Origin of the sequence: Bifidobacterium scardovii JCM 12489 = DSM 13734 (assembly GCF_001042635.1) — a bacterium.
GTDB classification, from domain to species: domain Bacteria; phylum Actinomycetota; class Actinomycetes; order Actinomycetales; family Bifidobacteriaceae; genus Bifidobacterium; species Bifidobacterium scardovii.
In genome coordinates, this window is sequence record NZ_AP012331.1 from 389,259 (window position 1) to 413,836 (window position 24,578).

Annotated in this window: 24 protein-coding genes, 1 tRNA gene and 1 pseudogene; 15 read left to right on the forward strand and 11 right to left on the reverse strand. The window is 60.0% G+C overall.

The annotated features are described in order from the left end of the window. Positions 1-218: 218 nt before the first annotated feature. Together BBSC_RS01470 and BBSC_RS01475 are read left to right on the forward strand one after the other, a co-directional pair. Positions 219-2,495, forward strand: a complete 2,277-nt coding sequence (locus BBSC_RS01470) for an LPXTG cell wall anchor domain-containing protein (protein WP_161787647.1) — start codon at positions 219-221, stop codon at positions 2,493-2,495. Positions 2,496-2,868: 373 nt separating this feature from the next. After that, positions 2,869-4,089, forward strand: a complete 1,221-nt coding sequence (locus BBSC_RS01475; protein WP_033517957.1) for a tyrosine-type recombinase/integrase — start codon at positions 2,869-2,871, stop codon at positions 4,087-4,089. 60 nt (positions 4,090-4,149) lie between these two features. Here the strand turns inward: BBSC_RS01475 and BBSC_RS14030 are convergent, their stop codons facing one another. The 9 genes and pseudogenes from BBSC_RS14030 to BBSC_RS01505 form a co-directional block, all read right to left on the reverse strand. Beyond that, positions 4,150-4,752, reverse strand: a complete 603-nt coding sequence (locus tag BBSC_RS14030; protein WP_197074446.1) for a hypothetical protein — start codon at positions 4,750-4,752, stop codon at positions 4,150-4,152. Between the two features lie 83 nt (positions 4,753-4,835). Further along, positions 4,836-5,597 (reverse strand): N-6 DNA methylase, encoded by a 762-nt coding sequence (locus tag BBSC_RS14035; protein WP_197074447.1) that lies wholly within the window; start codon positions 5,595-5,597, stop codon positions 4,836-4,838. Continuing rightward, positions 5,587-6,123 (reverse strand): annotated as a pseudogene (locus BBSC_RS13120) (XamI family restriction endonuclease); the annotation flags it as partial. The gene BBSC_RS14035 and the pseudogene BBSC_RS13120, both read right to left, overlap by 11 nt. 70 nt (positions 6,124-6,193) lie before the next feature. Continuing rightward, a complete protein-coding gene (locus BBSC_RS14445) occupies positions 6,194-6,547 on the reverse strand; it encodes a XamI family restriction endonuclease (RefSeq protein WP_051923229.1) in 354 nt (117 codons plus the stop codon). A gap of 400 nt (positions 6,548-6,947) precedes the next feature. Beyond that, a complete protein-coding gene (locus tag BBSC_RS01485) occupies positions 6,948-7,175 on the reverse strand; it encodes a hypothetical protein (protein WP_033517959.1) in 228 nt (75 codons plus the stop codon). Continuing rightward, the gene (locus tag BBSC_RS13130) at positions 7,168-7,779 is read right to left on the reverse strand and encodes a replication protein (RefSeq protein ID WP_033518036.1); all 612 of its coding nucleotides are present in this window, start codon (positions 7,777-7,779) and stop codon (positions 7,168-7,170) included. Before BBSC_RS13130 ends, BBSC_RS01485 begins: the two co-directional genes overlap by 8 nt. Further along, positions 7,772-8,659 (reverse strand): AAA family ATPase, encoded by an 888-nt coding sequence (locus tag BBSC_RS01495; protein WP_046726107.1) that lies wholly within the window; start codon positions 8,657-8,659, stop codon positions 7,772-7,774. Before BBSC_RS01495 ends, BBSC_RS13130 begins: the two co-directional genes overlap by 8 nt. Next, entirely contained in the window at positions 8,656-9,045 is a 390-nt protein-coding gene (locus BBSC_RS01500; RefSeq protein WP_051923228.1) for a hypothetical protein, read from the reverse strand. Before BBSC_RS01500 ends, BBSC_RS01495 begins: the two co-directional genes overlap by 4 nt. Positions 9,046-9,119: 74 nt before the next feature. Beyond that, positions 9,120-9,287, reverse strand: a complete 168-nt coding sequence (locus tag BBSC_RS01505; RefSeq protein WP_231649071.1) for a hypothetical protein — start codon at positions 9,285-9,287, stop codon at positions 9,120-9,122. A gap of 141 nt (positions 9,288-9,428) precedes the next feature. On the opposite strand from BBSC_RS01505, the gene BBSC_RS01510 reads away from it, so the two are divergent. Then, positions 9,429-10,502, forward strand: coding sequence for a helix-turn-helix domain-containing protein (locus tag BBSC_RS01510; protein ID WP_033517961.1), 1,074 nt, complete (start codon positions 9,429-9,431; stop codon positions 10,500-10,502). Between the two features lie 135 nt (positions 10,503-10,637). Here BBSC_RS01510 and BBSC_RS01515 read toward each other — a convergent pair. Next, positions 10,638-10,711: transfer RNA gene (locus BBSC_RS01515), tRNA-Met, on the reverse strand. 165 nt (positions 10,712-10,876) lie between these two features. On the opposite strand from BBSC_RS01515, the gene BBSC_RS01520 reads away from it, so the two are divergent. The 10 genes from BBSC_RS01520 to nucS all read left to right on the forward strand — a co-directional run bounded on the left by BBSC_RS01520 (position 10,877) and on the right by nucS (position 20,674). Further along, a complete protein-coding gene (locus BBSC_RS01520; RefSeq protein WP_033517963.1) occupies positions 10,877-11,911 on the forward strand; it encodes a homoserine O-succinyltransferase in 1,035 nt (344 codons plus the stop codon). A 338-nt stretch (positions 11,912-12,249) separates the two neighbouring features. After that, the gene (gene atpB / locus BBSC_RS01525; RefSeq protein ID WP_033517965.1) at positions 12,250-13,062 is read left to right on the forward strand and encodes a F0F1 ATP synthase subunit A; all 813 of its coding nucleotides are present in this window, start codon (positions 12,250-12,252) and stop codon (positions 13,060-13,062) included. A gap of 184 nt (positions 13,063-13,246) precedes the next feature. Continuing rightward, a complete protein-coding gene (gene atpE / locus BBSC_RS01530; protein WP_033517967.1) occupies positions 13,247-13,477 on the forward strand; it encodes an ATP synthase F0 subunit C in 231 nt (76 codons plus the stop codon). Between the two features lie 56 nt (positions 13,478-13,533). Further along, on the forward strand, positions 13,534-14,058 hold the full coding sequence (locus tag BBSC_RS01535; RefSeq protein WP_033518041.1) for a F0F1 ATP synthase subunit B: 525 nt from the start codon (positions 13,534-13,536) through the stop codon (positions 14,056-14,058). Positions 14,059-14,087: 29 nt separating this feature from the next. Next, positions 14,088-14,915 (forward strand): F0F1 ATP synthase subunit delta, encoded by an 828-nt coding sequence (locus BBSC_RS01540; RefSeq protein ID WP_033517969.1) that lies wholly within the window; start codon positions 14,088-14,090, stop codon positions 14,913-14,915. A gap of 47 nt (positions 14,916-14,962) precedes the next feature. Continuing rightward, entirely contained in the window at positions 14,963-16,642 is a 1,680-nt protein-coding gene (gene atpA, locus BBSC_RS01545; protein ID WP_033517970.1) for a F0F1 ATP synthase subunit alpha, read from the forward strand. A gap of 3 nt (positions 16,643-16,645) precedes the next feature. Then, positions 16,646-17,581 (forward strand): F0F1 ATP synthase subunit gamma, encoded by a 936-nt coding sequence (locus BBSC_RS01550; protein ID WP_033517972.1) that lies wholly within the window; start codon positions 16,646-16,648, stop codon positions 17,579-17,581. 8 nt (positions 17,582-17,589) lie between these two features. After that, positions 17,590-19,074, forward strand: a complete 1,485-nt coding sequence (gene atpD / locus BBSC_RS01555) for a F0F1 ATP synthase subunit beta (protein WP_033517974.1) — start codon at positions 17,590-17,592, stop codon at positions 19,072-19,074. After that, a complete protein-coding gene (locus BBSC_RS01560; RefSeq protein ID WP_033517976.1) occupies positions 19,074-19,376 on the forward strand; it encodes a F0F1 ATP synthase subunit epsilon in 303 nt (100 codons plus the stop codon). Before atpD ends, BBSC_RS01560 begins: the two co-directional genes overlap by 1 nt. A 524-nt stretch (positions 19,377-19,900) precedes the next feature. Further along, positions 19,901-20,674 (forward strand): endonuclease NucS, encoded by a 774-nt coding sequence (gene nucS / locus BBSC_RS01565; protein WP_033517978.1) that lies wholly within the window; start codon positions 19,901-19,903, stop codon positions 20,672-20,674. A gap of 366 nt (positions 20,675-21,040) precedes the next feature. On the opposite strand, the gene BBSC_RS01570 is transcribed toward nucS, so the two are convergent. Further along, on the reverse strand, positions 21,041-22,042 hold the full coding sequence (locus BBSC_RS01570) for an FKBP-type peptidyl-prolyl cis-trans isomerase (RefSeq protein ID WP_033517980.1): 1,002 nt from the start codon (positions 22,040-22,042) through the stop codon (positions 21,041-21,043). A gap of 78 nt (positions 22,043-22,120) precedes the next feature. Here BBSC_RS01570 and BBSC_RS01575 point away from each other — a divergent pair, with 78 nt between their 5' ends. Further along, positions 22,121-23,341 carry a hypothetical protein gene (locus tag BBSC_RS01575; RefSeq protein WP_046726108.1) on the forward strand — a complete coding sequence of 407 codons (1,221 nt, stop codon included), beginning with the start codon at positions 22,121-22,123 and terminating at the stop codon, positions 23,339-23,341. After that, positions 23,338-24,345: a hypothetical protein gene (locus BBSC_RS01580; RefSeq protein ID WP_033517982.1), complete on the forward strand. Its 1,008-nt coding sequence runs from the start codon at positions 23,338-23,340 to the stop codon at positions 24,343-24,345. The genes BBSC_RS01575 and BBSC_RS01580 overlap by 4 nt, the downstream gene beginning before the upstream one ends. The last annotated feature ends 233 nt before the right edge of the window (positions 24,346-24,578 follow it).

Consider the following 24,578-nt stretch of genomic DNA (forward strand, 5'->3'; position numbering starts at 1 on the left):
CTTGGTGGACAACTCGTGAATAATACGTATCGAAACGACGGTACACCGGTTGCATGTGGATAATTCGCCGCCCGTTGTGGACAAGTTATCCACAACACGCCCGGATGCCGGGCCTTCGACCACATGACCCTCGAAACCGGCCGAAAGCCGCCCTTTTCCTGCCATGCTCGTGGAACCGCGCTGAGGCGCGGCACCCACCCCATGAGGAAAGGAATGACATGACACGCATGACACATCTGCCCCGCACATCGGGTCTGTCTCACAAATTGGTCATGGTCGCGATTTGCCTGGCACTGTCGGTCGCCGCGGTGCTGGCGTCGGTGGCCTCATCGGCTCGCGCCGTGGAGCTGCGCCACCCCGATCCGGGGACCTATCTGGAATTCCCCTATGACGGCGGCGTCACCACCCTTGGCGTCGGTGTGGTCGACGAGAACGGCAGTCCTTATTACTGCATCGAGTCGGATACCTCTTCCGGGCTGGACCGTGGCCCGGTGACCATGGTCCGAGACAGCGACGAAGCCCGGCGCATCGCATGGCTGATCGACCGGTACCGCGGCCGTGCGGACGAGAATCTGCAGGCCGCGATCGGTTTTCTGGTTCACGAGCATTTCGATCTGCGCAAGGACACGACGTGGCAGGACTATAAGAAGGCGGCGCTTGCGCGGTATCCCGACATAGGCCCGCTGTCCGAGCGCCTGTGGGCGGAGGCGGCGGCCAACGCGCCGGTGGATGCGACCGTCGTCTCAACCTATAGGCAGGGATTACGCGAGGGTGTTGTGGACGTGAACGTGGAAAACGGGGAAGGGGGTTCGATCTCCGGCATTCCCTACACGGTGGTGCTGGAGGGGCCGGCCGTGTTCGAGGACGGGCGGCGGGCCGTCAGCGGGCGTTCCGGCGACGGCCCGATCAGCCATGCGTGGAAGGCCGCGGGATCCGGACCGGTGACGGCGTCGGTGCATTACGACGCGGCCGCGCTCGAGCGGATGGGCAGCTCGCAGGATCTCGTCCGTTACGGGGGAGTCTCGGAACGTACCGGCACCGTGGCGACCTTTTCGGTGCGCAGGGATTTCACGCCGTCGGTGGCCACGGCCGTCGAGTCCACGGTGGTGGAATCCGGCGGCCGGATCGTCGATGAAGTGACGTCCGGGGTGAGCGGCGGCGGCAGCGTATGGGTGACCGATCTGCCGCTTACGGCGACCGGATGGTACTTCGACGGCATCGATGTGACGCAGCGGACCGTCGAGCCCGATCCAGGCGAGACCGCCTCGGCGTTCCTGAAGCGGCTCGAGGGGCTGGGGTATGCGCCATCCGCGTACGGGCAGGCGACCTTCACCGGCCCGGACCAGACCGTTCGGGCGCAGGCGATGCGCGAACAGGGCGGGTCCGAGCCGTATGAGGCGGTCGGGGACGGCTCGCTGGGGACCTGGGTGTGGGCGTTCGAGCGCGACCTGCAGAGCGAGAAAGCGCGCGAATACGTGCTCAAGGACGCCGTCAGCCCATTTCTGGAGACGAGCGAGAGCAACGTCAACCGCGCCAGGGTCGAGGTGGAGTCCACCGTCGACTCGCATGCGGCCGTGGTCGGCGCCGAGCTGAGCGACACGATCGTCGTCCGGGGCTTCCCGCAGGATCACGGCACATTCCCCGGTGACGACGCGCTCGGCATCGGCGCCGACGAGCCCTATGCGCGGGTGAGCGTCTGGTGGACCGGGGATCCGGACGACGCGGCGAACGACGGTCGGTACCGGCCGTCCGGCGCCGAAGCGCCGCAGGAGGATGCGAACCATCGATTGATCGGAACATGGGACTATCCGGCCGGCAACGGCCGCGTCCGTGTGGGAGGCGGCGCCGTCGACGCGCACGGGACCCCGGTGTTCATCACCGCGCGGACGCATGGCTGGTACGTGTTCATATGGGCGTTCGACGGCGACGATCGTGTCGCCCCCGCCGCCAGCGCCTACGATGACGCCCGGGAACGCGTGCGCGTCGAGGAGGCCGAGCGGCCGGTTCCCGAACTGACCACGCAGGCCGAGCCCGGTGCGGTGCGCGTCGACGAGCCGTTCCGCGATACCGCCCGCATCGTCGGCGAGGTGCCCGAAGGCGCGTACGTGACATTCAGCGCCTATGAGGCGGTGCCGGACGGCGTCGATCCCGGCACGAACGGCAAGCTGATCGACGAGGCGAGGGTCGATGCGGACCCTGACAAGACGGACCAGACCGTGCACAGCCCCGAAACGCGCTCGCCGAAGGCCGGGCTGGTATATTGGCGGGCCACGTTGTTCTCCGAACAGGGCGATGTGCTCGCCACCCACGAACTCGGCGCCGAAGGCGAGGTCGTGACTGTCAGCGAACCGCCGCATGGCGAGGGAGCGCCGCCGGCGTCGAGCCTGCCGGTCACCGGGGCGAACGTCAGCACCGTCGCCGCCATCGGCGTGGCGGCACTGGCCGCCGGCACGGCCATGCTGCTGGCGATCCGCCGCCGCGGGCGGAACCGCTGACGCGATTTGCGCCTGTGTGCGGCCCGTGCATGCCGCCACCCGTGCGTGCTTGGGCTGCTGCGTACTGTGCGCCGCGTTCCGCACTCCGGCGGCAAAGACGAGAAAAGGCTAGGAATCATGTGATTCCTAGCCTTTTGTTGGTAGCGGGGCATGGATTTGAACCATGGACCTCTGGGTTATGAGCCCACGTTTTCTTAAGTTGTTCTGGATTGGTATTGTCTAGTATACATTGAGATAATAGCTTGAAATGCGGCGTGTTGAGTGATTTGAGTTGGTCTTGATTGGCGTGTTTGTCCAACTTTTGTCCAGAAAATCTTTGTCCAGATTTGTCCAAATCTGATAGGATTAAAGCATCTACAAAGGAGGTGCCGGGATGGCGAAGCGGGAAACGTCTGGACAGATCACCGAGTTGGAGCGCGGCCGCAGGTATTCTATCCGCGTACGTCTTGCACCGGATGAAACCCACCAGTCGTGGCATTGGTCGAAGTCGCGCAAGGTCAACGGCAACAAGGCTGAGGCGACGGCTGCTTTGGTGGCGTACAAGCAGGAACTCGAAGACGAGCGTTCCGGCAAGAACGTGACCGTAGGGGAGTACACAGAAGCGTTCCAAGCAAACCGCAAGGCGCTGGGGAAGGTGTCGAATCTTACGATTGAGCGTGACCAGCATGAGATCGACCGTATCGTGAAGTTCCTTGGGACAACACGAGTGGTTGACCTTGATTCGCAGAAGATTGAGAACGCCTATCTGCACATGGCTGAACAGGATGGAGTCTCGCCGGATGCCATCCATAAGGTGCATATGAAGCTGTCTCAAATCATGCGCAAAGCCTTCTTGGATGAGCTGATAGATCGTAACCCATGTGATGCCGTGGAGGGCATTAAGCGTCCGAAAGTGAGCCAACAAAAGCGCAAGGAAACGCGAATTACCAAAGAACAGGCCTTGGCGTTTGTCCACAAAATCAGGCAGGAGCCGCAGGATGGCCGAATTGTGGCGGTTTGGTTGGGCATTGCCACTGGTCTGCGTCGAGGTGAGGCATTGGCGTTGATCTGGGACGATGTTGATTTTGACGGAGCGCGTCTGCGTATCCGCAAGCAGTATGGCAAGGAGAAGGTGCTCAAAGACCCCAAAACAGCCAGATCGCGCCGTACGATCTCCATTGATGGACAGACCATTGAGTTCCTGAAGCAATGGAAGGCGAAGCAACGGGCTATATTCGAGGCTGCTGGAATCAGACAACAATCCAGCTCGCCGGTGTGTAGCAACGAGCTGTGCGACTTTCTTGATCCAGACAACTTCAGCCGTTGGCGCAGGAAGTTCTATGTGAAAGAAGGACTTGCGCACTACGCCAACGAAACCAAGTACATCGATAAACGCGGAATCGAGCGAGTAAAGCAATCCGGTTATGTTGGCCCCAACTTTCATGCTCTTCGACGAGCTCAAGCCACATTGCTGGTCGCTGGTGGCGTAGACCCGAAAACTGTGCAAGCGCGACTAGGACATGAAAGCTTGAACACTACTTTGAACATCTACGCCGAAGAAGTTGGTGAAAACGATCGCAAAGCAGCTAACTTTATGGGCAAACTACTTGAGTAATGAAGGGGCAGATGTAGATGATGGGGTATCAATCATAGGTTGATACCCCATCGGACTTTCTTAAAAAGAAATTGGCAAAAACATGAGTTCTTGCGGTTCTAGCTTTTTTAATCCACCGCCGTATTCACGTCCTCCATTAATTAACACCTCGGCAGGGATTTCATTTAGTGCGGCACACATATTGTCTAATTCAGTTTCAGACATTGATGTCTGAGGATATAAGCCCAGATACGTATTGGTCATTGTCGCGTTTGACCGATTCCTGATAAACCTAAAGGGCGCTTCTTCAGAACGGCTCATATAAGTGCAAATAATAGGAGCTGAAGCCGTAGCCCCAATAGAATACCACGGAGTTCGATGTTTGAGAATGTATCCGTTCCTGATTTTTTCTGGACAGGTATTGAGATAATTCTGCACAGAGGAAGGAAGACTCGCATAGTTGGACGACTTAGGTATGTTCAGCAGCGCGGTATCCGATTCCTGAGGCCAGCCGGATTCGTCTGAAGTGACCTCAGATAAGTGGAAATTTCTCGGCGACGGCAGAATGGGGGATAGCCATTCGTCCGATATGCCTTCCTGATGCCATTCGCTACGGGAGCGAATGAAGAAAGAGTTTCCGCCGGTGGCAATACCGCGCTTGGCCTTGAAGTAGTCGCCTAGCACCCGACCTCCAAACTCGGTTTGGCCTGAATAGTCTTCAAGGTGCTGCCATTTATTTAGTTTCGATAAATCTGCTAGAGAAATCTCTACTGTTTTTCGAGGGAACTGGAAATCGCCATATGTGAAAATAGCACTTGATTTACTATCTGGTTTTTCTTTCGGATAATTGCGACACAGGAGGTAACTAGCGCGTCGTCGAATTGAAGATTTTCTGGATCAAAGAAATGAATTCGTTCGAGTGACACGGATTGAGTCAGAAATCTGCGAATGGGAGCACCGTAATTGACGGAGAAGAGTTCGGATGGGATGAGCCACGAACCCACGCCATCCTCTTTGAGCATACCTGTTCCAGTCAACAGAAAATATGCGTGCAATCCAGCGAGTCCGGAGAGACAAACGCCCGAAAAAGTTGTGGTGAGCTGGGAATAGAACCGTTTTTCGGACTGTGATAAATGGTGATGACGTGAGTAGGGGGGGTTGGAAATAATCGCATCAAATTGCTGTGATTCCACTGATGCATAGTCAAAGAAATCATCATTAATGATTCGGCAAGTGTCACTTGACCACAGTTGTTGTGCTGTCTTGCATAACGAGGAGTCCTTTTCCACTCCAGTTATTTTGACCCGATCAGACATTGACAGAAGCGCAGAAATAAATGCGCCAGTGCCACATGAAGGTTCCAGTACGGAAATATCTTTTCCCGTGCGAGAGAATAAATCTTTGGCGATTACAGAGGCCAGAGGGTACGGTGTAGCAAACTGGCCATGCTCATTACGTTCTTCTTGAGAGTGAGAGGAATCGAAAAGTTCTTGCTTTCTTTGTCTCGTAATTTCATTCTTATTCTGCACGGGGCACCAGCTCATCAAAGTCTTCGATGCGATGTTCCCAGATCCAATCCATATGGTTGGCCGCCTCGTATCCTAAATATGTGGCTTCAAAGTACCCACAAAGGAATAGATAAAGGGTGACGTCGCCATAGGTTCCGCGGAGCTGAGAGACTTTTGTGTCTTCTTCCTTCCTGCGCTTGTTGGTGTTAGTCGCATCTCCGGCACATTTGCATTCAATCAGCAACGGGCGGTCGGAATTGAACGGCATGATTGCCATGTCGACGGGGGTGTTAACCATACCATCCGATGAGTCCATGGCGTTTTTGTACATGCTGACATTTTTGTGATGGCTGTACGTGCCGGGCAGCATATCGAAAGCTTGTATAGCGGGGTTTTCGACTCGTCGATAACCCCGAGCGTCCAGATATGCGTCGAGCTTGGACAGTTGTCGGCGTTCCTGCTCATTTCGAATTAGAGGATCGGTCAAAGAACCGCACAAACGGTCTCCGGCGACGCATGAAGCGATTTCGATCTCTCGATCAGAAGGATGTGCACCTTCCTTGAGTCATGCACAAAGCTGGGTGTCGGTCAGGTGCTTAAGGACTGGAATAATACGGCTAATGGCTTCTTGTCGCTGTGCACGGGAACGCCCTCGAGGGACATTGCCTTTTCTCCATGGACTGCACAATGGTTTTGCTGACTTGGGCAAGACCGGCAAGCCTTTCTCGGGCGATGGGCGGGGCACAAAACATGCGGGCTATGGCAAGATCTTCGGGGTTGTTCCAAAGGTACTGCTCATCGAGAGAGCGGAGGTAGTTGGTGCCGTCTAGAAGGCGCTGGACGCCTTCAATGCATTCACCGCGTGCGGACTGGTAAGTGCTCGGAGCGTAGTTGAAGAACCAATCGTTATATTGCAAGATTGATGCTTGCGTGTCCTCGTTCCAGCGGTTGGGCTTGTCCGCGTTAATCACAAGTGCCTCCCGGATTGGATTTCGTAGATGAAGTGGTCGTGTAGGACGTCACCTACTCATGATATCGGGCGGTCTTGTCTAGGGGTCAATGCGGGTTTATGCGCTCACCGCGAAAATCGAACATTTGTTCGATAGATTGAGTAGTATTCATTCTGTGCTTCATCACGCACGGAAAGGAGGGGTGCGATGGGAAAATCGCTTAGTTCAAGGAAGACGTCGAAGAAGATTGCGTCGGCTGCGTCGGATGCACTTCGTGATAAACGTTCGAGCGCTCGAACGAAATCGTTAGCGGCGTCAGTCCTTTCTCAGGCGGCTCCGAAGGGTTCGCGGAAGAGGAAGTGACTCTGCGCGTGGAAGGCCCCGCGTTATGCGGGGCCTTCTCGATGCGGTGTCCAACTGGTTAACGCTTGCGTTTGGGCCATTTGATTGGGATGCCATCGTTTTCGACGATAAAGGTACTCAGAGCTGTGGCGGTGATGTAGTCCTTGCTGCCGATGCGGATTGAAGGTAGGGCATCCATCATTAGGCGAGCTTTGGAACGGCCGACACCGAACAAGGCTTGAAGGTCGGACACGTCCAAAAACTGAGGACGGTCGGCGATATTGGCGTCTGCGCGTCTCTCAATCATGGTCAGTCTCCTTCTTGGGTTTGTCGTTGCTTGCGTGCCAGTAGCTCCATATCACCTCACGGCAGAACACCGTTTGCCGGGCGGAGAAGTCCAGCAAGTCCGGGTGTTCCTGTTCGCAGAGCTTGAGCAAGTCGTAATAGCCTCGGATGCTATTTTCGGCGACGAGGTTCACCACAGACATGGCCTCTTGCTTGTCGTCGTCGGGGATAGCTATCTTCTGCCAGTCAGCACCGTTGAAGGCCATTACATCATCGGGCGAGTACTGTGCCTTCTCGGGATTGTCGAGGTGGATAAGATAGCGCGCCATGCCGCGCGGGTTTTCCAGCCGGATGATGGTCTCAGGACCGTTGAACTGCTGGAAGAACCGTTGAGCGTTCCGGCGCGTGGTGGTGTTCATCCACATCGCGATCACATGGCGGTGAGGCTTCTTCAATTCACCGGTCTTGACGTTGGCTATGTCCTGATCGTGTAGAGGGGATGCGAGGATTTGTAACCCAGACAACTGCATAAGCTCTTGCCAGTTATCCGGACAGCTATCACCGGGGTAAATCAGACCAGCCCAGTACCGGCCTTTCTCGTTCGGATCGTTCTTCCTGTCAGACATTTTCGTCCCTCATCTCACATCTCAACAGGGGGCGTCGTAGTAGCCCCCTGTTGTCAGAGGTTGGCGGCGTGGCCGGTACCGGGCTATCGCTATCGCTACGCCCGTCACCGTCCCCGCCTACTCGGCGGAGAGCGTGAATCTCATCATCGGTGACGAATGGCACGTGAATGAAGCGGACGGAATTGGTCTCGGCATCCCACAGATAACCGTCTCCCGGGCGATTGAACGGGATTTGCCATGGACGGGCACCGCGTCGTACCGCGTCTTCGCCCATCGCCATCACGGCCTCGCTCTTGGAGTTCAGACGCAGTGCCAGTGTGGTGAGCAGCAGACTCCGGTACGGCAAGCTAGTGCTTACGCGTGGATTCTGTGTGGCGACGACCACGGTACAGTTCAACGCGCGAGAGCGTGAGAGTGCCGATCGTACCAGTTCCACACAGGCGTCTGACTTCTTCTTGTTTGCACCGGAGCGAATCATGTCGGCTGCTTCGTCGATGACGAGCAATCGGTGAGGTGCCTGAGCATCGTTTAGGGAGCGCAGTTTCCCTCGCCATTGTTCGGCTCGGGTATCCACGCCGGCGTTGAAATCAGTAAGCAGGGCCTCGGCTTCGTCAAGGTCGTATGCTTTACGGTTCAGTACTTGTGCGTAGTTTTCAGCTTCCATGCCGGTCTTGAGATCGATGAACCAGACTTCGCCGCCGGCGGCGACTTCCTGCGAAATGAGGTTTGCCAGCACGCTGGATTTGCCACTGTTGCTTTCGCCGATGATAGCCAGATGCGCCGTGCGGGGCACGGAGATGTCAATCTTAGGGTTGGCAATCTCCGAGCCCAACACATAACGACTACCCGGCTCAATGTGTTTATGCCGGGGCCAGATCATCGCAGAGCCTCCAGCCTCGCAAACGTAACCCTATACCGAGCGGGAATCCACAGCTTCTGAGGAATAATGGTTACCTCGACCGGTTGGAAACCGGTGCCAAGTCGTGGTGCGATTGTGGTTGCCCACTCATTGATAGTGTCATCTGTCGCAAATGTAGCAGGGATGATGAACACGAATCGGGTTGGATGGAACCGGTGCTGCATCGTGACCTGTCTTGCCTGTTCGATGGTCAGGGCCAGAGGCTTGGCGGTTACTGCATCAACCTTCTTGGCGTTGCGGGTGAACGACATCAAGGCTGCGATGCCGATGCCAATGAATACCGCCAACAGGAGGGCGGCGGCTGGATGTTCTCGCATGTAAACGAGTACCATCATGAGGGTATTCATAATGAGTCCTTTCGGGAGGGTTCTGGTGAATACAGCCGGGGGTGTTAGAGGCACCCCCGGCGCTTAGTCAGCTCTCAGCATCCGAGAGCCTGTTTGATTGCCGCCATTTCGAGCGGACGGGGGAAGATACGGCCCACGGGTGTGTCGCCGAGTTTCACCTCGACGCACTCATAGGGACGACCTTCTTTGCTGACTGCGCGCAGGATATCCGCGTGCAAGAGCGGTGTGTTGTCACTGTCCACCTGATCACCTCCTTTCGTTTTATTTCGCTGTGATTCCATGCAACCGCAAGAGTGGCTATACGTCTCCAAAGATGGTGTAGTATTTACACTTAAAAGGTGTGGTTTCCTTGTTAATAAGCCATTTAGAAGGATTTCAGAAAAATGGAGATTGACAGCAAGCTCTTGATGCAGGCGCTAAAAAAGGCCGGGGAAGATCGAAGTATGACGCAAGAGGAGCTGGGCAAGCAACTAGGTTTCAGTAAGGACCGTGCGAAGAACATATTCACCGGCCGCACCAAACTTAGCGGTGATGATGTGCTGAGGATTCTAAGTAATCCGCAATACTCTTTGCCGAAGCTGAAAAAGTACATGCCATATTGGCGTCTGCGCAGAGATCTTGCTGATGTTGAAAAAGAATCTCAGATAATGGATGCGATCAATGAGAGCGCACTGATGTTTCCAAGACGGATTCAGTCGTCACTGATGCAAACAAATGTGCGCAAATCGTCGACTGAAATGGCTCGGGACGTAATGAGCGATAAACGTTGGTGGATGCTGCAAACAGGATGGATATGCTCCGCCGCCATTGACGGAGAAACGGTTGTCTTCAGTCCTGTAGCACCGGATTTCCTTACTGCGGTCAAAGCTATGAAGCGTATAGGGTGGATTGCTTACAACAAAGGAATGAATACGGCCTGTGCTTATTGGGAGAAAATAAATGGTGGCAAAAGTGAGCCGGAATCAAATGCTTATTGTGAGGAAACGCTAAGGAGCTACATCATAAATCCGGATAATGGCTTCGATTTGGATTCAGGATTTCTGCGAGTGGTTACTGATAGGAGTATTGGCTCTATAGAGATTGATAGAGCAAAAGAGCTATCAAAATTTATCAATATCATCGAAGACGTAGTTGAAAATTGGTCGCGTTATTCTCTTTCTGATCGGACTGATGAATATGGTTTCTCCCCTGCTGATCTCTACAGAGATAAGTTCGAGTACCTTGAGGCTGCGGTTCTTGAGATGTGCGCGATTCACCATGACCTCGTGGAATCCGACGTTGAAATCGAGGAGTCAGTCGAACGACAATATCTTCAGATTATGTCCGAGGACGGTAAGCGGTATCGATATTCCGCATTGATTGACCCAATCCTCGCTGTGAACGACAGGGCGGGACGTCTAACGAGCCCTACGGTTGATGACTGGAAGCGGTACAACGCACTTCAGAAAAGTCGGTGAAGTGTTTGATTCGGGCTGGTCGATGGTGGTCGTGTTTGGCGAGTTTGTCCAGATTTTGTCCAGAACCGGCAGCTGCGCCGAGTCGGTCGGAAAACAAAAAGGCTAGGAATCATTGCGATTCCTAGCCTTAACTAGTAGCGGGGCATGGATTTGAACCATGGACCTCTGGGTTATGAGCCCAGCGAGCTACCGAGCTGCTCCACCCCGCGTCGGCTTGTCTTTGTGACAGCTCTATCTACAATAGGTGCGGATTGATATATGTCAAATCGGCGTGTCGTGACGAAGGTTGCCCCTTCCGCGCTCCTCCCACAGCTGTCGATTCGCCGTCGGCGGCAACATGCCGCAATATCCAAGGACCGTTCATAATTGGAAATATGCCTATCAAAATCGCCAGCGGCCTACCGGCCCGTGCCATCCTCGACTCGGAACGCATCTTCGCGCTCGAGAAGCCCGAAGCGGAGCGCCAGCGCGTGCGCCCGCTCAAGCTGGTGATTCTGAACCTCATGCCCAAGAAGATCGAGACGGAAACGCAGCTGCTGCGCCTGATCTCCAAGTCGCCGCTGCAGGTGGAGATCGATTTCATGAAGACCTCCACGCACGAGGCCACGCATGTGAGCGCCGATCATCTGGTCAAGTTCTACGAGACGCTCGCCGCGTTCAAGGACAACTATTACGACGGCTTCGTCGTCACCGGCGCGCCCGTGGAGCATATGCCCTTCGAGCAGGTCGACTACTGGGACGAGTTCAAGACGATTCTCGACTGGGCCTCGACGCATGTGTTCTCCACCATGTATCTGTGCTGGGGGGCGATGGGGGCACTCAATTACCGATATGGCGTGCGCAAGGTCGACCTGCCCGAAAAGATCTTCGGGGTCTTCCCCCAGTACCTGCAGGACGAGTACTGCTTCCTGACCAACGGCTTCGACGAGATCATCCTGCAGCCGCACTCGCGGCTCGCCGGAGTGAGCGAGGACGACGTCGCCGCCAACGCGAACCTGCAGGTGCTCACCTGGGGGCCGCGCTCGGGCCCCGGCCTGATCGCCACCCGGGATTTCTCCGAGGTGTTTGCGCTGGGCCACTGGGAGTACGGCAAGTACACGCTTGCCGAGGAGTACGAGCGGGACATGGCCAAGGGCATGACCAACGTGCCGTTCCCGGAGAACTACTTCCCGCATGACGATCCGTCGCTGGAGCCGCTGTTCGCCTGGCGCGCGCACGCGAACCTGCTGTGGCGCAACTGGCTGAACTGGATTTACCAGACCACGCCGTACGACCTGACCGAGGTGCCGCAGCTGCGCGCCGAAAAGCGGCTCGGCACCGATCGTTCGCTCCGCCATGAGCCGGGAAGCCCCCGGTCCGACGGCTTCGCTCCGTTCGAGCGTGACGGGTACGGCGTGATCACGCGCTGACCGCCGGGATTCACCATGTGGACGTTTGCGCCGAAAGTGGAAAGCGTTTTCCTGACCGTCCTCGGCGCCATGAAATGCGTCATTCGACACCCGCCGTGCCTAGTGGCCGAAGCGGTTGCGACACGCCGGTGGAACTGTTGGAAAATAAGGCTTCATTGGGGTTGTCTAGACGCGGGCTAATAATCCTATCTCAGCCATTCGGAGTCGAATGCCTGGCAGCGGCTCCGTGCCCCGCCATGGGGACTTCGAGAACGGCCCGACGAAAGTAACTGTTGCGTCACATTCGTCCCGCCCGTTGGGCTAAACTGACACCTGACACAAGAAGCAGGAGGCGTGAAATGGTAGATGCAGTCGGTATGGGCATGCTGTTAGCTGCCGAAAAAAGCCCTGAGCTGCCAACAGTCAATGATTTTCTTCCTCCAGAGATCCTGTTTCAGGGGACCCCGTTCGCGATCAACCGCATCATCCTGATCCGCATCGTGGCGACCATCGTGCTGCTGGTGGTGCTCGGCATCACGGCGCAGCGGGCCAAGCTCATTCCCGGGCGTTGGCAGGGCGTCGTCGAGATGGGCATCGACTTCGTGCGCGACAGCGTGGTGTACCAGGTCATGGGCGAGGTGCGCGGCAAGCGTTTCGTGCCGATGATCTCGACCCTGTTCTTCACGATCTTCGTGTTCAACCTGTGCGGCATCATCCCCGGCATGAACATGGCGGCCACCGCCACGGTGGTCATGCCGCTGCTGTTCGCCGTGTGGGTGCTGGTCCAGTACTGGGTCACCGCGGCCCGTGAGAAGGGCCTGTGGAGCTACATCCGCGACGAGTGCTTCCCCAAGGGCGTGCCGTGGCCGGTGTACATCCTGCTGGCTCCGATCCAGCTGTGCGAGCTGGTGCTGATCCGCCCCGCCTCGCTGACCATCCGTCTGTTCGCCAACATGATCTCCGGGCACCTGCTCGTGGCGTCCTGTCTGGCGTTCGCGCAGTTCTGGGTCATCGACGCATCCAACAAGCTCGCGGGCATCCCCGTCGGCATGCTGTGGTTCATCTTCGGCCTGGTGCTCACCCTCTTCGAGGCGTTCGTCGCCTTCCTGCAAGCCTATGTGTTCGCCATCCTTTCGACGGTGTACATCAGCATGAGCTACCCGGAGGAGTGAGGCGCCGCCCGCGTCCCTCCCCACCTTCGCGGCCCGCGCAGACAGCGCGCCCGCGACATGAACACTTGCACTGACGTGCATCCGATAACTGAAGAACACCAATCCAACAGTTGCCCCGGGCGAACCAACGAACCGGAACAACAGAACAAGTTTTTTTAACGGTTACGTTAGAAAGGAAACAGAAATGGACATCATTACTCTCGCTCAGGTCTCCGGCAGCCTCTCCGTCATCGGCTACGGCCTCGCGACCCTCGGCCCTGGCCTCGGTCTGGGCATCCTGTTCGGCAAGGCGATGGAGTCCACCGCTCGTCAGCCCGAAGTGAGCGGCAAGATCCAGATGATCATGTTCATCGGCCTCGCCCTGGTCGAGGTGCTGGGCCTGCTCGGCTTCGTGGCCGCGCTGATCGTTGCGTGAGACGACAAGCGACGATTCACCCGTTTTCCATTCGACATTGAAAGGAGGGCTTCATGATGACAATAGCCGCAAGTGACGGCCTCAAGCTGTTCATTCCGCAGGTCTACGACATCGTGTGGTCCCTGATCATCCTTGTCATCGTCGCGCTGTTCTTCTACAAGTTCTTCATGCCGAAATTCAACGCCATCTTCGATGAGCGGGCGGCGAAGATCGAAGGCAACATCGCCAAGGCCGAGCAGGCCAAGAAGGATGCGGACGCCGCGAAGCAGAAGTACGAGTCCCAGCTAAGCAACGCGCGCGTCGAGGCGTCCAAGATCCGTGATGACGCCCGTGCCGAGGCTTCGCACATCATCGCCGACGCCCGTTCTCGTGCCGAGTCCGATGCGGCTCAGATCACCGCCAACGCGCAGCGCTCCATCGAGTCGCAGCACCAGCAGGCGATGGTCAGCCTGAAGGGCGAGGTCGGCGCGCTGGCCACCGCTCTGGCGGGCAAGATCCTCGGTGCCAAGCTTGAGGACGAGAAGGTCCAGTCGTCGATGATCGACCAGTTGATCGACGGCATGGGCAGCGACAAGAAGTGACGTCAAGCAGTAAGAAAGGGAGGTGACCAATGCGAGGAGAAGCATCGCGCATCGCCGATCGCGTATCGCGCGACTCGCTGGCGCCCAGGCTGCGTGACACGGGCGAGGATGCATGGCGCATCGGCAACGAACTGTTCTCGATCACCAACGTGCTCGACCACAATGTCCGGCTTGAACGCGCGCTCACCGATCCGTCCAGGCCCGTGGCCGACAAGGTCACGGTGCTCAAGGCGCTGCTCGGTGACGTCGCCCATCCGATGACCATGGAGATCATGACCGATCTGGTCGATCGCAAGTGGAGCCGCGCCAGGGACATCGCGAACGCCGTCGAGGACTTCGGTGTGGACGCGATGATGTACTACAGCGACGCCACCGACACCACGCTCAAGGTCTCGGTCGAGCTGGCCAAGCTGCACTCGGCCCTGCTGACGCTGCCGGTCCTGCGCTCCAAGCTCTACGACGCCACCGTGCCGGCCGAAGCCCGAGTCAAGCTGCTCGACAGCGTGCTTGAGGACAGCGGCCTCAACAAGGTGACCAAGCGTCTGGCGGAGCACGCCACCTGCAATCTGCGCGGTCGTCGGTACCTGTCGACGATCCAGTGGCTCATCAACAAGTATTCGCGCCATATGGGCGAATCGATGATCACCGTCACCACGGCGACGCCGCTGACCGACGAGCAAATCCACAAGCTGATCGACATCTACTCGGCCAAGGTCGGGCGCAGGGTGCACATCAACTCGGTGGTCGACGCGAGCGTCATCGGCGGCATGCGCATCCAGGTCGGCGACGAGGTCACCGACAACACAGTGGTCGCGCAGCTGCAGAAGCTGCAGCGCACAGTCAAGGCGCAGGCCTGAGACTGACAAGACTTACCAGTCAAAACAAAACACAACAAGGAGTGATCATGGCAGAACTTACCATTGATCCCACCACGATACGCAAGGCGCTCGATGAGTTCGTCGAGTCGTACACGCCGTCGGACACTCCCACCCAGGAGGTGGGCTATGTGGCCACGGCTGGCGACGGCATTGCGCATGTGACGGGACTGCCTGGTTGCATGGCCAACGAGCTGCTGACCTTCGAGGACGGCACGCTCGGCCTGGCGTTCAACCTTGACGCCCGTGAGATCGGCGTGGTTATCCTCGGCGATTTCGCAGGCATCGAGGAAGGTCAGGAGGTCCGACGCACCGGCGAAGTGCTCTCCGTGCCCGTCGGCGACGGCTATCTCGGCCGCACCGTGGACCCGCTGGGCAACCCGATCGACGGTCTGGGGGAGATCAAGGGCGTCGAAGGGCGCCGCATTCTCGAGGCTCAGGCCCCGGACGTGATGCACCGCCACCCGGTCGACGAGCCTATGTCCACCGGCCTCAAGGCCATCGACGCGATGACGCCGATCGGCCGTGGCCAGCGCCAGCTGATCATCGGCGACCGCCAGACGGGCAAGACCGCCATCGCGATCGACACGATCATCAACCAGAAGGCGAACTGGGCCTCCGGCGACCCGAAGAAGCAGGTGCGCTGCATCTACGTGGCCATCGGCCAGAAGGGCTCGACCATCGCATCGGTCAAGCAGAGCCTCGAAGAGGCCGGCGCCATGGAGTACACCACCATCGTGGCCTCCCCGGCGTCCGATTCCGCTGGCTTCAAGTACATCGCCCCGTACACCGGCTCGGCCATCGGCCAGCACTGGATGTACAACGGCAAGCACGTGCTCATCGTCTTCGACGATCTGTCGAAGCAGGCCGAGGCCTACCGCTCGATCTCGCTGCTGCTGCGCCGCCCGCCGGGGCGCGAGGCCTACCCGGGTGATGTGTTCTACCTGCACTCCCGTCTGCTCGAGCGCTGCGCGAAGGTCTCCGACGACCTGGGCGGCGGCTCGATGACGGGTCTGCCGATCGTCGAGACCAAGGCGAACGACGTGTCCGCCTACATCCCGACCAACGTGATCTCCATCACCGACGGCCAGATCTTCCTGCAGTCCGATCTGTTCAACGCCAACCAGCGTCCTGCCGTGGACGTCGGCATCTCGGTCTCCCGAGTCGGTGGCGCCGCGCAGACCAAGGCTCTGAAGAAGGTCTCCGGCACGCTGAAGATCTCCCTGGCGCAGTACCGCTCGCTGGAATCCTTCGCCATGTTCGCGTCCGATCTGGATGCGGCGTCCAAGGCCCAGCTGAACCGTGGCGCCCGTCTGACCGAGCTCCTGAAGCAGCCGCAGTTCTCGCCGTATTCGATGGAGCAGGAGGTCGTGTCCGTGTGGGCCGGCACCCACGGCAAGTTCGACGATCTCGAGATCGCCGACGTGCTGCCCTTCGAGAAGGGTCTGCTGGATTACCTCGACCACAACACCGACATCCTCACGACCATCCGCGACACCGAGAACTTCACGGCCGACACCGAGGCCGCGCTGGACAAGGCCGTTGATGCGTTCCGTGCGACCTACGTGACCAAGACCGGCAAGCCGCTGGTCGAGAAGCAGGCCGCGCCCGCGAAGCCCACGCCGGTGGAGCAGGAGAGGATCGTCGCCAAGGCCGACAAGCCCGAGCATGATCCGAACAAGCACCCGATGGCCGGAGAAAAGAAGTAGCCCATGGGATCGCAACTCGCATTGAAGAGCAGGATCGCCTCTACGGGATCGCTGGAGAAGATTTTCAACGCCCAGGAGATGATCGCGTCTTCGCATATCGCTAAGGCACGTGACGTGGCCCTGAATGCGAAGCCCTATGCCGATGCGATTTTCGATGCCGTTCAGGCTGTGGTATCCCACTCGCGCATCACGCATCCGATCGTCAGGAAGGAGGAGGACAACCCCCGGGTTGCCGTCCTCGCCCTGACGGCGGATCGTGGCATGGCCGGCGCGTACACCTCGTCGATCATCCGTGAGACCGAGGAACTGCTCGCCCGTCTTGACAACGCCGGCAAGCAGCCGCAGCTCTACGTGTATGGCCGCCGCGGCGTAACGTACTACAAGTACCGCAACCGCGCGATCGCCAGCACATGGGAGGGTGATACCGACAAGCCTGGCGTCGAAGTCGCCGAGGCCATTTCCAAGGCTCTGATGGACGCCTACATGAAGCCGGCCAGCGAGGGTGGGGTTTCCGAACTCTACATCGTCTACACCGAGTTCATCAACATGGTGGTGCAGAAGGTGCGCGTGCTGCGCATGCTCCCCGTGGAGGTCGTCGAGGCCAAGGTCGAGTCCGGTCCGGACATGTCGCGCGAAAGCGAGGCCGGCGAGCCGGATACCACGGTTCGCCCGCTGTACCGCTTCGAGCCGAGCCTGGATAAAGTGCTGGACGCCATCCTGCCGAAGTACATCCAGTCGCGCATCCACGAGTGCCTGCTGGAGGCGGCGGCGTCCGAGACGGCGAGCCGCCAGAACGCCATGCACACGGCTACGGACAACGCACGCAACCTGATCGACTCGCTGACCCGCAAGCTCAACGCCTCGCGCCAGGCATCGATCACCCAGGAACTTACCGAAATCATCGGCAGCGCCGACGCGCTGAACACAAAGGAAGAGTAGGAACGCATATGGCTGAGAATCAGACCACAGCGGCTCCCGAGACGGCTGCAGAGCCGATCAATGGACGTGTGACGCGTATCCAGGGTTCGGTTATCGACGTCGAATTCCCGGTGGGCCACCTGCCCGATATCTACAACGCCCTCACTGTGGAACTGACCAACACCGGTGCCCACGAGGAAGGCGAGACCGCGCACACGATCACGCTTGAGGTCGAACAGCACCTGGGCGATTCCACCGTGCGCGCCGTGGCGCTCAAGCCCACCGACGGCCTGGTCCGCGGCGCTTCCGTCCACGACACCGGCAGCTCGATCTCCGTGCCCGTCGGCGATGTGACGCTGGGCCACGTCTTCGACGTGACCGGTCATGTCCTCAACAAGAAGGCCGATGAGACCATCACCGTCACCGAGCGCTGGCCCATCCACCGCAAGCCGCCGGCATTCGACCAGCTGGAGTCCAAGACCCAGATGTTCGAGACCGGCATCAAGGTCATCGATCTGCTGACCCCGTACGTGCAGGGCGGCAAGATCGGCCTGTTCGGCGGCGCCGGCGTCGGCAAGACCGTGCTGATCCAGGAAATGATCCAGCGCGTGGCGCAGAACCACGGCGGCGTGTCCGTCTTCGCCGGCGTCGGCGAGCGTACCCGTGAGGGCAACGATCTGATCGGCGAGATGGGCGAGGCCGGCGTGCTGGAGAAGACCGCACTGGTCTTCGGCCAGATGGATGAGCAGCCGGGAACCCGTCTGCGCGTGCCGCTGACCGCACTGACCATGGCCGAGTACTTCCGCGACGTGCAGAACCAGGACGTGCTGCTGTTCATCGACAACATCTTCCGCTTCACGCAGGCCGGTTCCGAGGTCTCCACGCTGCTGGGCCGCATGCCTTCCGCCGTGGGCTACCAGCCGAACCTGGCCGATGAGATGGGTTCGCTGCAGGAGCGCATCACCTCGACCCGTGGCCACTCGATCACCTCGTTGCAGGCCATCTACGTGCCCGCCGACGATTACACCGACCCGGCCCCGGCCACGACCTTCGCCCACCTCGACGCGACCACCGAGCTGTCCCGCGACATCGCGTCGAAGGGCATCTACCCGGCCGTCGACCCGCTGGCCTCCACCTCGCGAATCCTTGATCCGCGTTATGTGGGCCAGGCTCACTACGACTGCGCGAACCGCGTCAAGGCGATTCTGCAGCGTAACAAGGAGCTGCAGGACATCATCGCTCTGATCGGTATCGACGAGCTCGGCGAAGAGGACAAGACCACCGTGAACCGCGCCCGCAAGATCGAGCAGTTCCTCGGCCAGAACTTCTACGTGGCCGAGAAGTTCACCGGTCGCCCGGGTTCCTACGTGCCGGCCGACGAGACCATCGAGGCCTTCACCCGCATCTGCGACGGCGTGTACGACGACGTCCCGGAGCAGGCGTTCTCCGGCATCGGCGGCATCGACGACCTCGAGTCGAAGTGGCATGACATGCAGAAGGAACTGGGTGCGTGATGGCCGAATCGTCCAAGACCCTGCAGGTGAACATCGTCGCAGCCGACCACCCCGTATGGCACGGCACGGCGCAGTCCGTCACGATTCCCGCGTCCGAAGGCGAAATGGGCATCCTGCCCAACCACGAGCCGGTGCTGACGGTCATCAAGAATGGCACGGTCACGGTCGTGGATCCGCAAGGCGCGCGGCACTCGTTCGAGGTTACCGATGGATTCATCTCCTTCGATACCAACAGGCTCACCATCGCCGTCGAGCGCGGCCGCGACGTGGTTCGCACCTCGAGTGCGGACGACGCGCAGTGAGCATGTGAGCATAGGTCCGGCGCGCTAGACGCCTGACCGGCATTCTGGCCTCCCCATCCGTGGGGAGGCCTTTTGCGTTTGTCGACGGGCGGTGGATTTGGCGGCGTGCCGTTTGTTTGGGTAACAGGTGGTTCTCGGACACTTTCTACGCGTGAGGGCGTTTTGGCGTAGTGGGAGGTTGGGTAACGTTGTGGTTCTCGGACGTTTTTTACGCATGAGGGCGGTTTTGCGTAGAGAAAGGCTGGGTAACTTTTTGGTTCTCGGACGTTTTCTACGCGGAATGGTTGTTTGGCGTAGAAAGTGTCCGAGAACCGTGGTGTTACCCAGCTTTTTGATACGCTGATGGGCGTTTTTGCGTTGCGAGAGGTTGGGTAACTTTTGGTTCTCGGACACTTTCTACGCTCGGCGGCGGTCCGGTATGGGGAGCGTCTGTAGGGGTTGAGGCGCTGGCGGGGTTTGAGGCGTCGGCGGCTTGCGTCATAGCGGGGCGGCGGCCGGCGAGGCATGCGGTACAGTGGTGACCTGTGCGAATTATTGTTGCTGATTGCTCCGCGGAATATTCCGGCCGTCTGACCGCCTCGTTGCCCCCGGCCAAGCGCGTGCTGCTGATCAAGGCCGACAACAGCCTGCTGATCTTCTCCGAACTCGGATCGTACAAGCCGCTCAATTGGATGGCGGCGCCGTGCACGATCAAGGAGATCGCCGGTGATCGGGAGACGGCGGATGATATGGCGGATGACGCTGCGGACGACGTCAATCCGGATGGCACCAGCCCGGACGACGCCAGCCCGGATGGCACCGATCCGGTACCCGAGAAGGTGCTGCGTGTGGCCGCCGACAAGTCCAGCGACATCCTCGAGGTGAGCCTGTACTACATCTATTCCGACGAATCGTACGACCTTGGCGAGGACCCGGGCCTGATCAAGGACGGCGTCGAGGACCACCTGCAGCGGTATCTTGCCGCGCAGATCCACCGCATCGGCGAGGGCGCCAAGCTGATCCGCCGCGAATACCCGACCGCGATCGGACCGGTCGACATCATGGCCACCGATGCGGACGGCACGCATGTGGCCATCGAGATCAAGCGCCACGGCGGCATCGACGGCGTCGAGCAGCTGACCCGCTACTGCGAGCTGCTCAACCGCGATCCGCTGCTCGCCCCGGTGCGCGGCATCTTCGCCGCGCAGACCATTACCCCGCAGGCCCGTGTGCTCGCGCAGGACCGCGGCTTCGAGTGCCTTATCCTCGACTACGACGAGATGCGCGGCGTGGAGGACGACTCCCTGCGCCTGTTCTGACCGCGTTATCCGGCCTGCTCGATCCATGCCATTCAGAGTCGGCCCGGGCCACGTCATCCGGCCCGGGCCGTTCTCATTTGGCCCGAAGCCGCATACCTGGCGATTGTGCCCCTACTGGCATACGGTCCCTGCCGGGCCCGCTGCAGGCCGTATGTCAGCTTGGGAGGTGCTCGGTGATGAATCGCGTGCTGGCATACGGCCGTTGCTGTGCTTGCGGCAGGCTGTAAGTCAGCAAGGATGCCCGGATATGACAATGGCCCCCGAAGGGGCCATGAGGTGATGTGCGCCGGAAAGGCACAATGCGCACCGGCGGCGCGCGATGAGCGCTACCGGCAACGCACATCGCGCCGGCGGCAGCCGGACGAATCAGTACGCCGCGAGGATGTCGACCACGAACACGAGCGTCGAGTTGGCCGGGATCGAGCCGGTCTTCTTGTCGCCGTAGGCGAGATCGGGCGGGATCACCAGCAGCACCTGCGAACCGACGGTCTGGCCGACCATGCCCTGCTGCCAGCCTTCGATCACGGTGTGCTGGCCGCCGCTGAAGGTGTCCGCGTCAAGCGTGGTGTTCTTGTCCCACGAGGAGTCGAACTGCGTGCCGTCGAGCAGCCAGCCGGTGTACTTCACCTTGACGGTGTTCTTGTTCGTCACCTCGGCACCGCTGCCCTTGACCAGCGTCTGCGCGACCAGCTTGTCGCTGCCCTGATAGCCGTTCATGTCGATCGACGGCTTGCCGTCCTTGCCGCGGGTGACCTTCGGTAGATCGGACGGGATGTCGGTGACCTCGGTGCCGGTGGCCTTGTCGTAGTCCTTCGACTTGGAGACCAGCGTGAGCACGGTGAGGTACGAGGTGCCGGAGGAGTTCGAGTCGCTGACGCCGATGGCGATCGTCGTGTTGAGCTTCTGGCCCACGATCAGTTCCTTGTACGCGGAGCTGATGCTGCTGCTGGTCAGGTCGAGCGAGCAGTCGGGCGTGTTCTTGTCCCAGGTGTTGCCCAGTTCGGAGCCGTCCTTGCCGTTGAGGAACACGACCTGCGTGCACACGCGGTCGGTGTCCTCGATCACGGCGCCGTCGCCCTTCTGCAGCACGGCGTAGGAGTTGTCCTTGAAGGTCGTCGGCGTCTGGAAGGTGACCTTCGGCTTGGAACCGAGGTCGCCGGTGGCGGTGACGCCCGCGATCTGGGTGAATCCCTTGAGCGCCTCGGAGGAGTCGGAGGAGGAGTCGGACGACGAGTTGGACGAGGAATCGGAGCCGGAGCCCTTGGAGCTGTCGGACGAGCCGCACGCGCCGAGCGAGACGGTCAGGGCCAGCGCGCACACCGCGGCGAAAAACTGCGGAATATGCTTCGTGAATGTCTTGGTATGCATGGGTCACACCTTACCGCCCAACCCTGATTTTGCGCCTTCACAGACAGCCCAAGCTTGTCTTGTTAGAATAGGTGGGTTATGAATGTGCAGAACAAGGAACCCCGGAACAACACCGACGACGAGACGCGCGCAAAACCGTCCCGCCGCGCGTGGATCATGCGCGGCCTGGTGACGCCTTTGATGGGGCTGCTGGCCGTGGCCAGCATCGCTTTGGGCATCATGAACGCAACGGTGTGGAAGCCCAGTACACAGATCACGGCCGACGCGCGGGTGAAGGGGACCCGATATGTCGTCACCGATCCGGGAGTGCTGCCTCTGGTGGACGAGCAGGCGAAGACGACCGTCACGTCGTCCGATGGCAACGCGGAGGTGTGCATCGCGCTCGGCTCGGGCAAGGACGTGAACGGCTGGGTCGGCGATGATGCGTATACGCGCATCGTCGGCCTGTCCGACTGGTCGACGCTGGACACCCAAAAGACCGCGGCCAAGAAGGCCGAGCAGCAGCCTGACCAGTCCGATCCGAACGCCGCCCAGCCCGACGAGGTCGCGTTCAAGGACTCCGACATGTGGACGACCGTCGAATGCGGCACCGGCAAGGTCACGCTGAACAGCAAGGTCAAGAACACCGAGACGATGACGATCATCGACCTGGGATCGGATTCCCCGACCGCCGACATCGCCATTCGGTGGGACCGCCAGACGGTTCCTGACTTCGCGATGCCGTTCTACTTCGCGGGCGGTCTGCTGGTGGTCATGGCCATCCTGACCGCATCCGTGTTCGCGATGCCGCCGCACAAGCGCCGCAAGCGGATGGTCGTCTCCGAGCCGGTGGCCGAGGAGGTCACCGTCAGCGAGGCGCTGGCCGGCAGCCTGGCCGTGTTCAAGCCCGCTCCAAGCCGCAAATCGAAGCGCGGCCGTCGCCGCCATGCATCGCACCGGGCGCAGGGCACGGCCAATACGACTTCGACCGTGGCCGAGCCGGAGCAGCCGACCATCGTCGATCCCGGGTCGCGCAATCTGGTCGCCGATCAGGCGCTGGCCAATGCCACGCAGACATCGGCCGGAACGATCGGCGCATTGTCGCCGGAACCGGGGGCGCCCGCCGAGCCGTCGCCGAGCGACGCCGACCAGGGCGATGCAGGCCGCGACGATGCCACGTCGGTGATTACTCCGGACGAGCTGCAGGCGTACTTCGCGCGTCTCGCCCAAGAGTCGCAGTCCGATACGCCAACGGATGATACGGGCGAGACGAGCGCCATTACGAACACGGATACGAATCAGGAAGGAGACCAGCAGTGACCACGCGCATCGCCAAAATCGCCGCAGCCGCACTGGCCCTGACCGTATCGCTGTCGCTGGCCGGGTGCGAGGGGCAGATCCCCAAGCCCGCAACCGATGGCGCGTCGGCCTCCAAGACCACGCCGGACCTCACCGAGGCGCAGGAGAAGCGGCTGCGCAAACAGATCCTCGCAACCCTGTCCGCCGCGAACGACGCCAAGAACACGGACGGTCTGGCCGCGCGCCTGACCGGGCCCCAGCTCGAGATCCACACCGCGCGCATCGCCATCGCGCAGAAGACGGGATCGGTGTCCAAGTTCGCGACGATCCCCGAGGACATCGCGCAGACCGTGATCCCCACCGATTCCGGGTGGCCGCGCAGCGTGTTCACCATCACCACTACCACCGAGGACCAGCAGTCGAAGCGCCTGCTGGTGCTGACGCAGGACTCCGCGCGCCAGAACTACAAGCTGTGGGGCGTGGCAAGGCTGTTCCAGGGCGCGAAGCTGCCGAACTTCGCCGTGCCGAAGATCGGGTCGCAGATGGGAACCGCGAAGGACACCGGGCTGACCATGACCCCGCAGGAGGCGGTCACGCAGTATGCCGATGTGCTGACCAACGGCGCGAACAGCCAGTACGCGGCCAATTTCGCCGATGACAATCTGCGCCAGACCATCGCCGAGCAGACGCAGAACGTGCAGACCGGCGTGGAGCGCAACAAGGGCACGCAGCAGCAGACCTTCACCCCGGTCGACGGCGCGATCCAGGTCATGCGGTCCACGGATGGCGGCGACCTGGTGGTCGCGCAGATCAATTCGGAATGGACCAGGCAGGCGGGCGAAGGCCGCACCTCGCTGCCGGCCTCCGACAACGAGAACGCGCTGTTCGGCGATACCACGGCGACCAGCGGCCTGAAGGCCACGTACACCTTCGTGGTGGCCATGTACGTGCCGCCGAAGGATTCCGGCCAGCAGGTCACCGCGGTCGGCGCCGACCGCGAAGTGGTCAAGGTCGAGGCGATCTAGTATCCCGTGTCATTAATTGGCTCCCCTCCATGAGGGGAGCTGTCGGCGGAGCCGACTGAGGAGAGAGCATGCGAAGCGGCCTGAGGGGAGCCAGACGCAGGAAACGAGTGATACCAACCGCCTGAGGGCGTGACGTTCCGATTCGCTTCTCAGCTGAACCGGTGCCGGACTATAGTGGTGTCCCGGTACCGGTTTTTGTTGCGCATGGCGCCGGGCGCGCCGCGCATGGCATG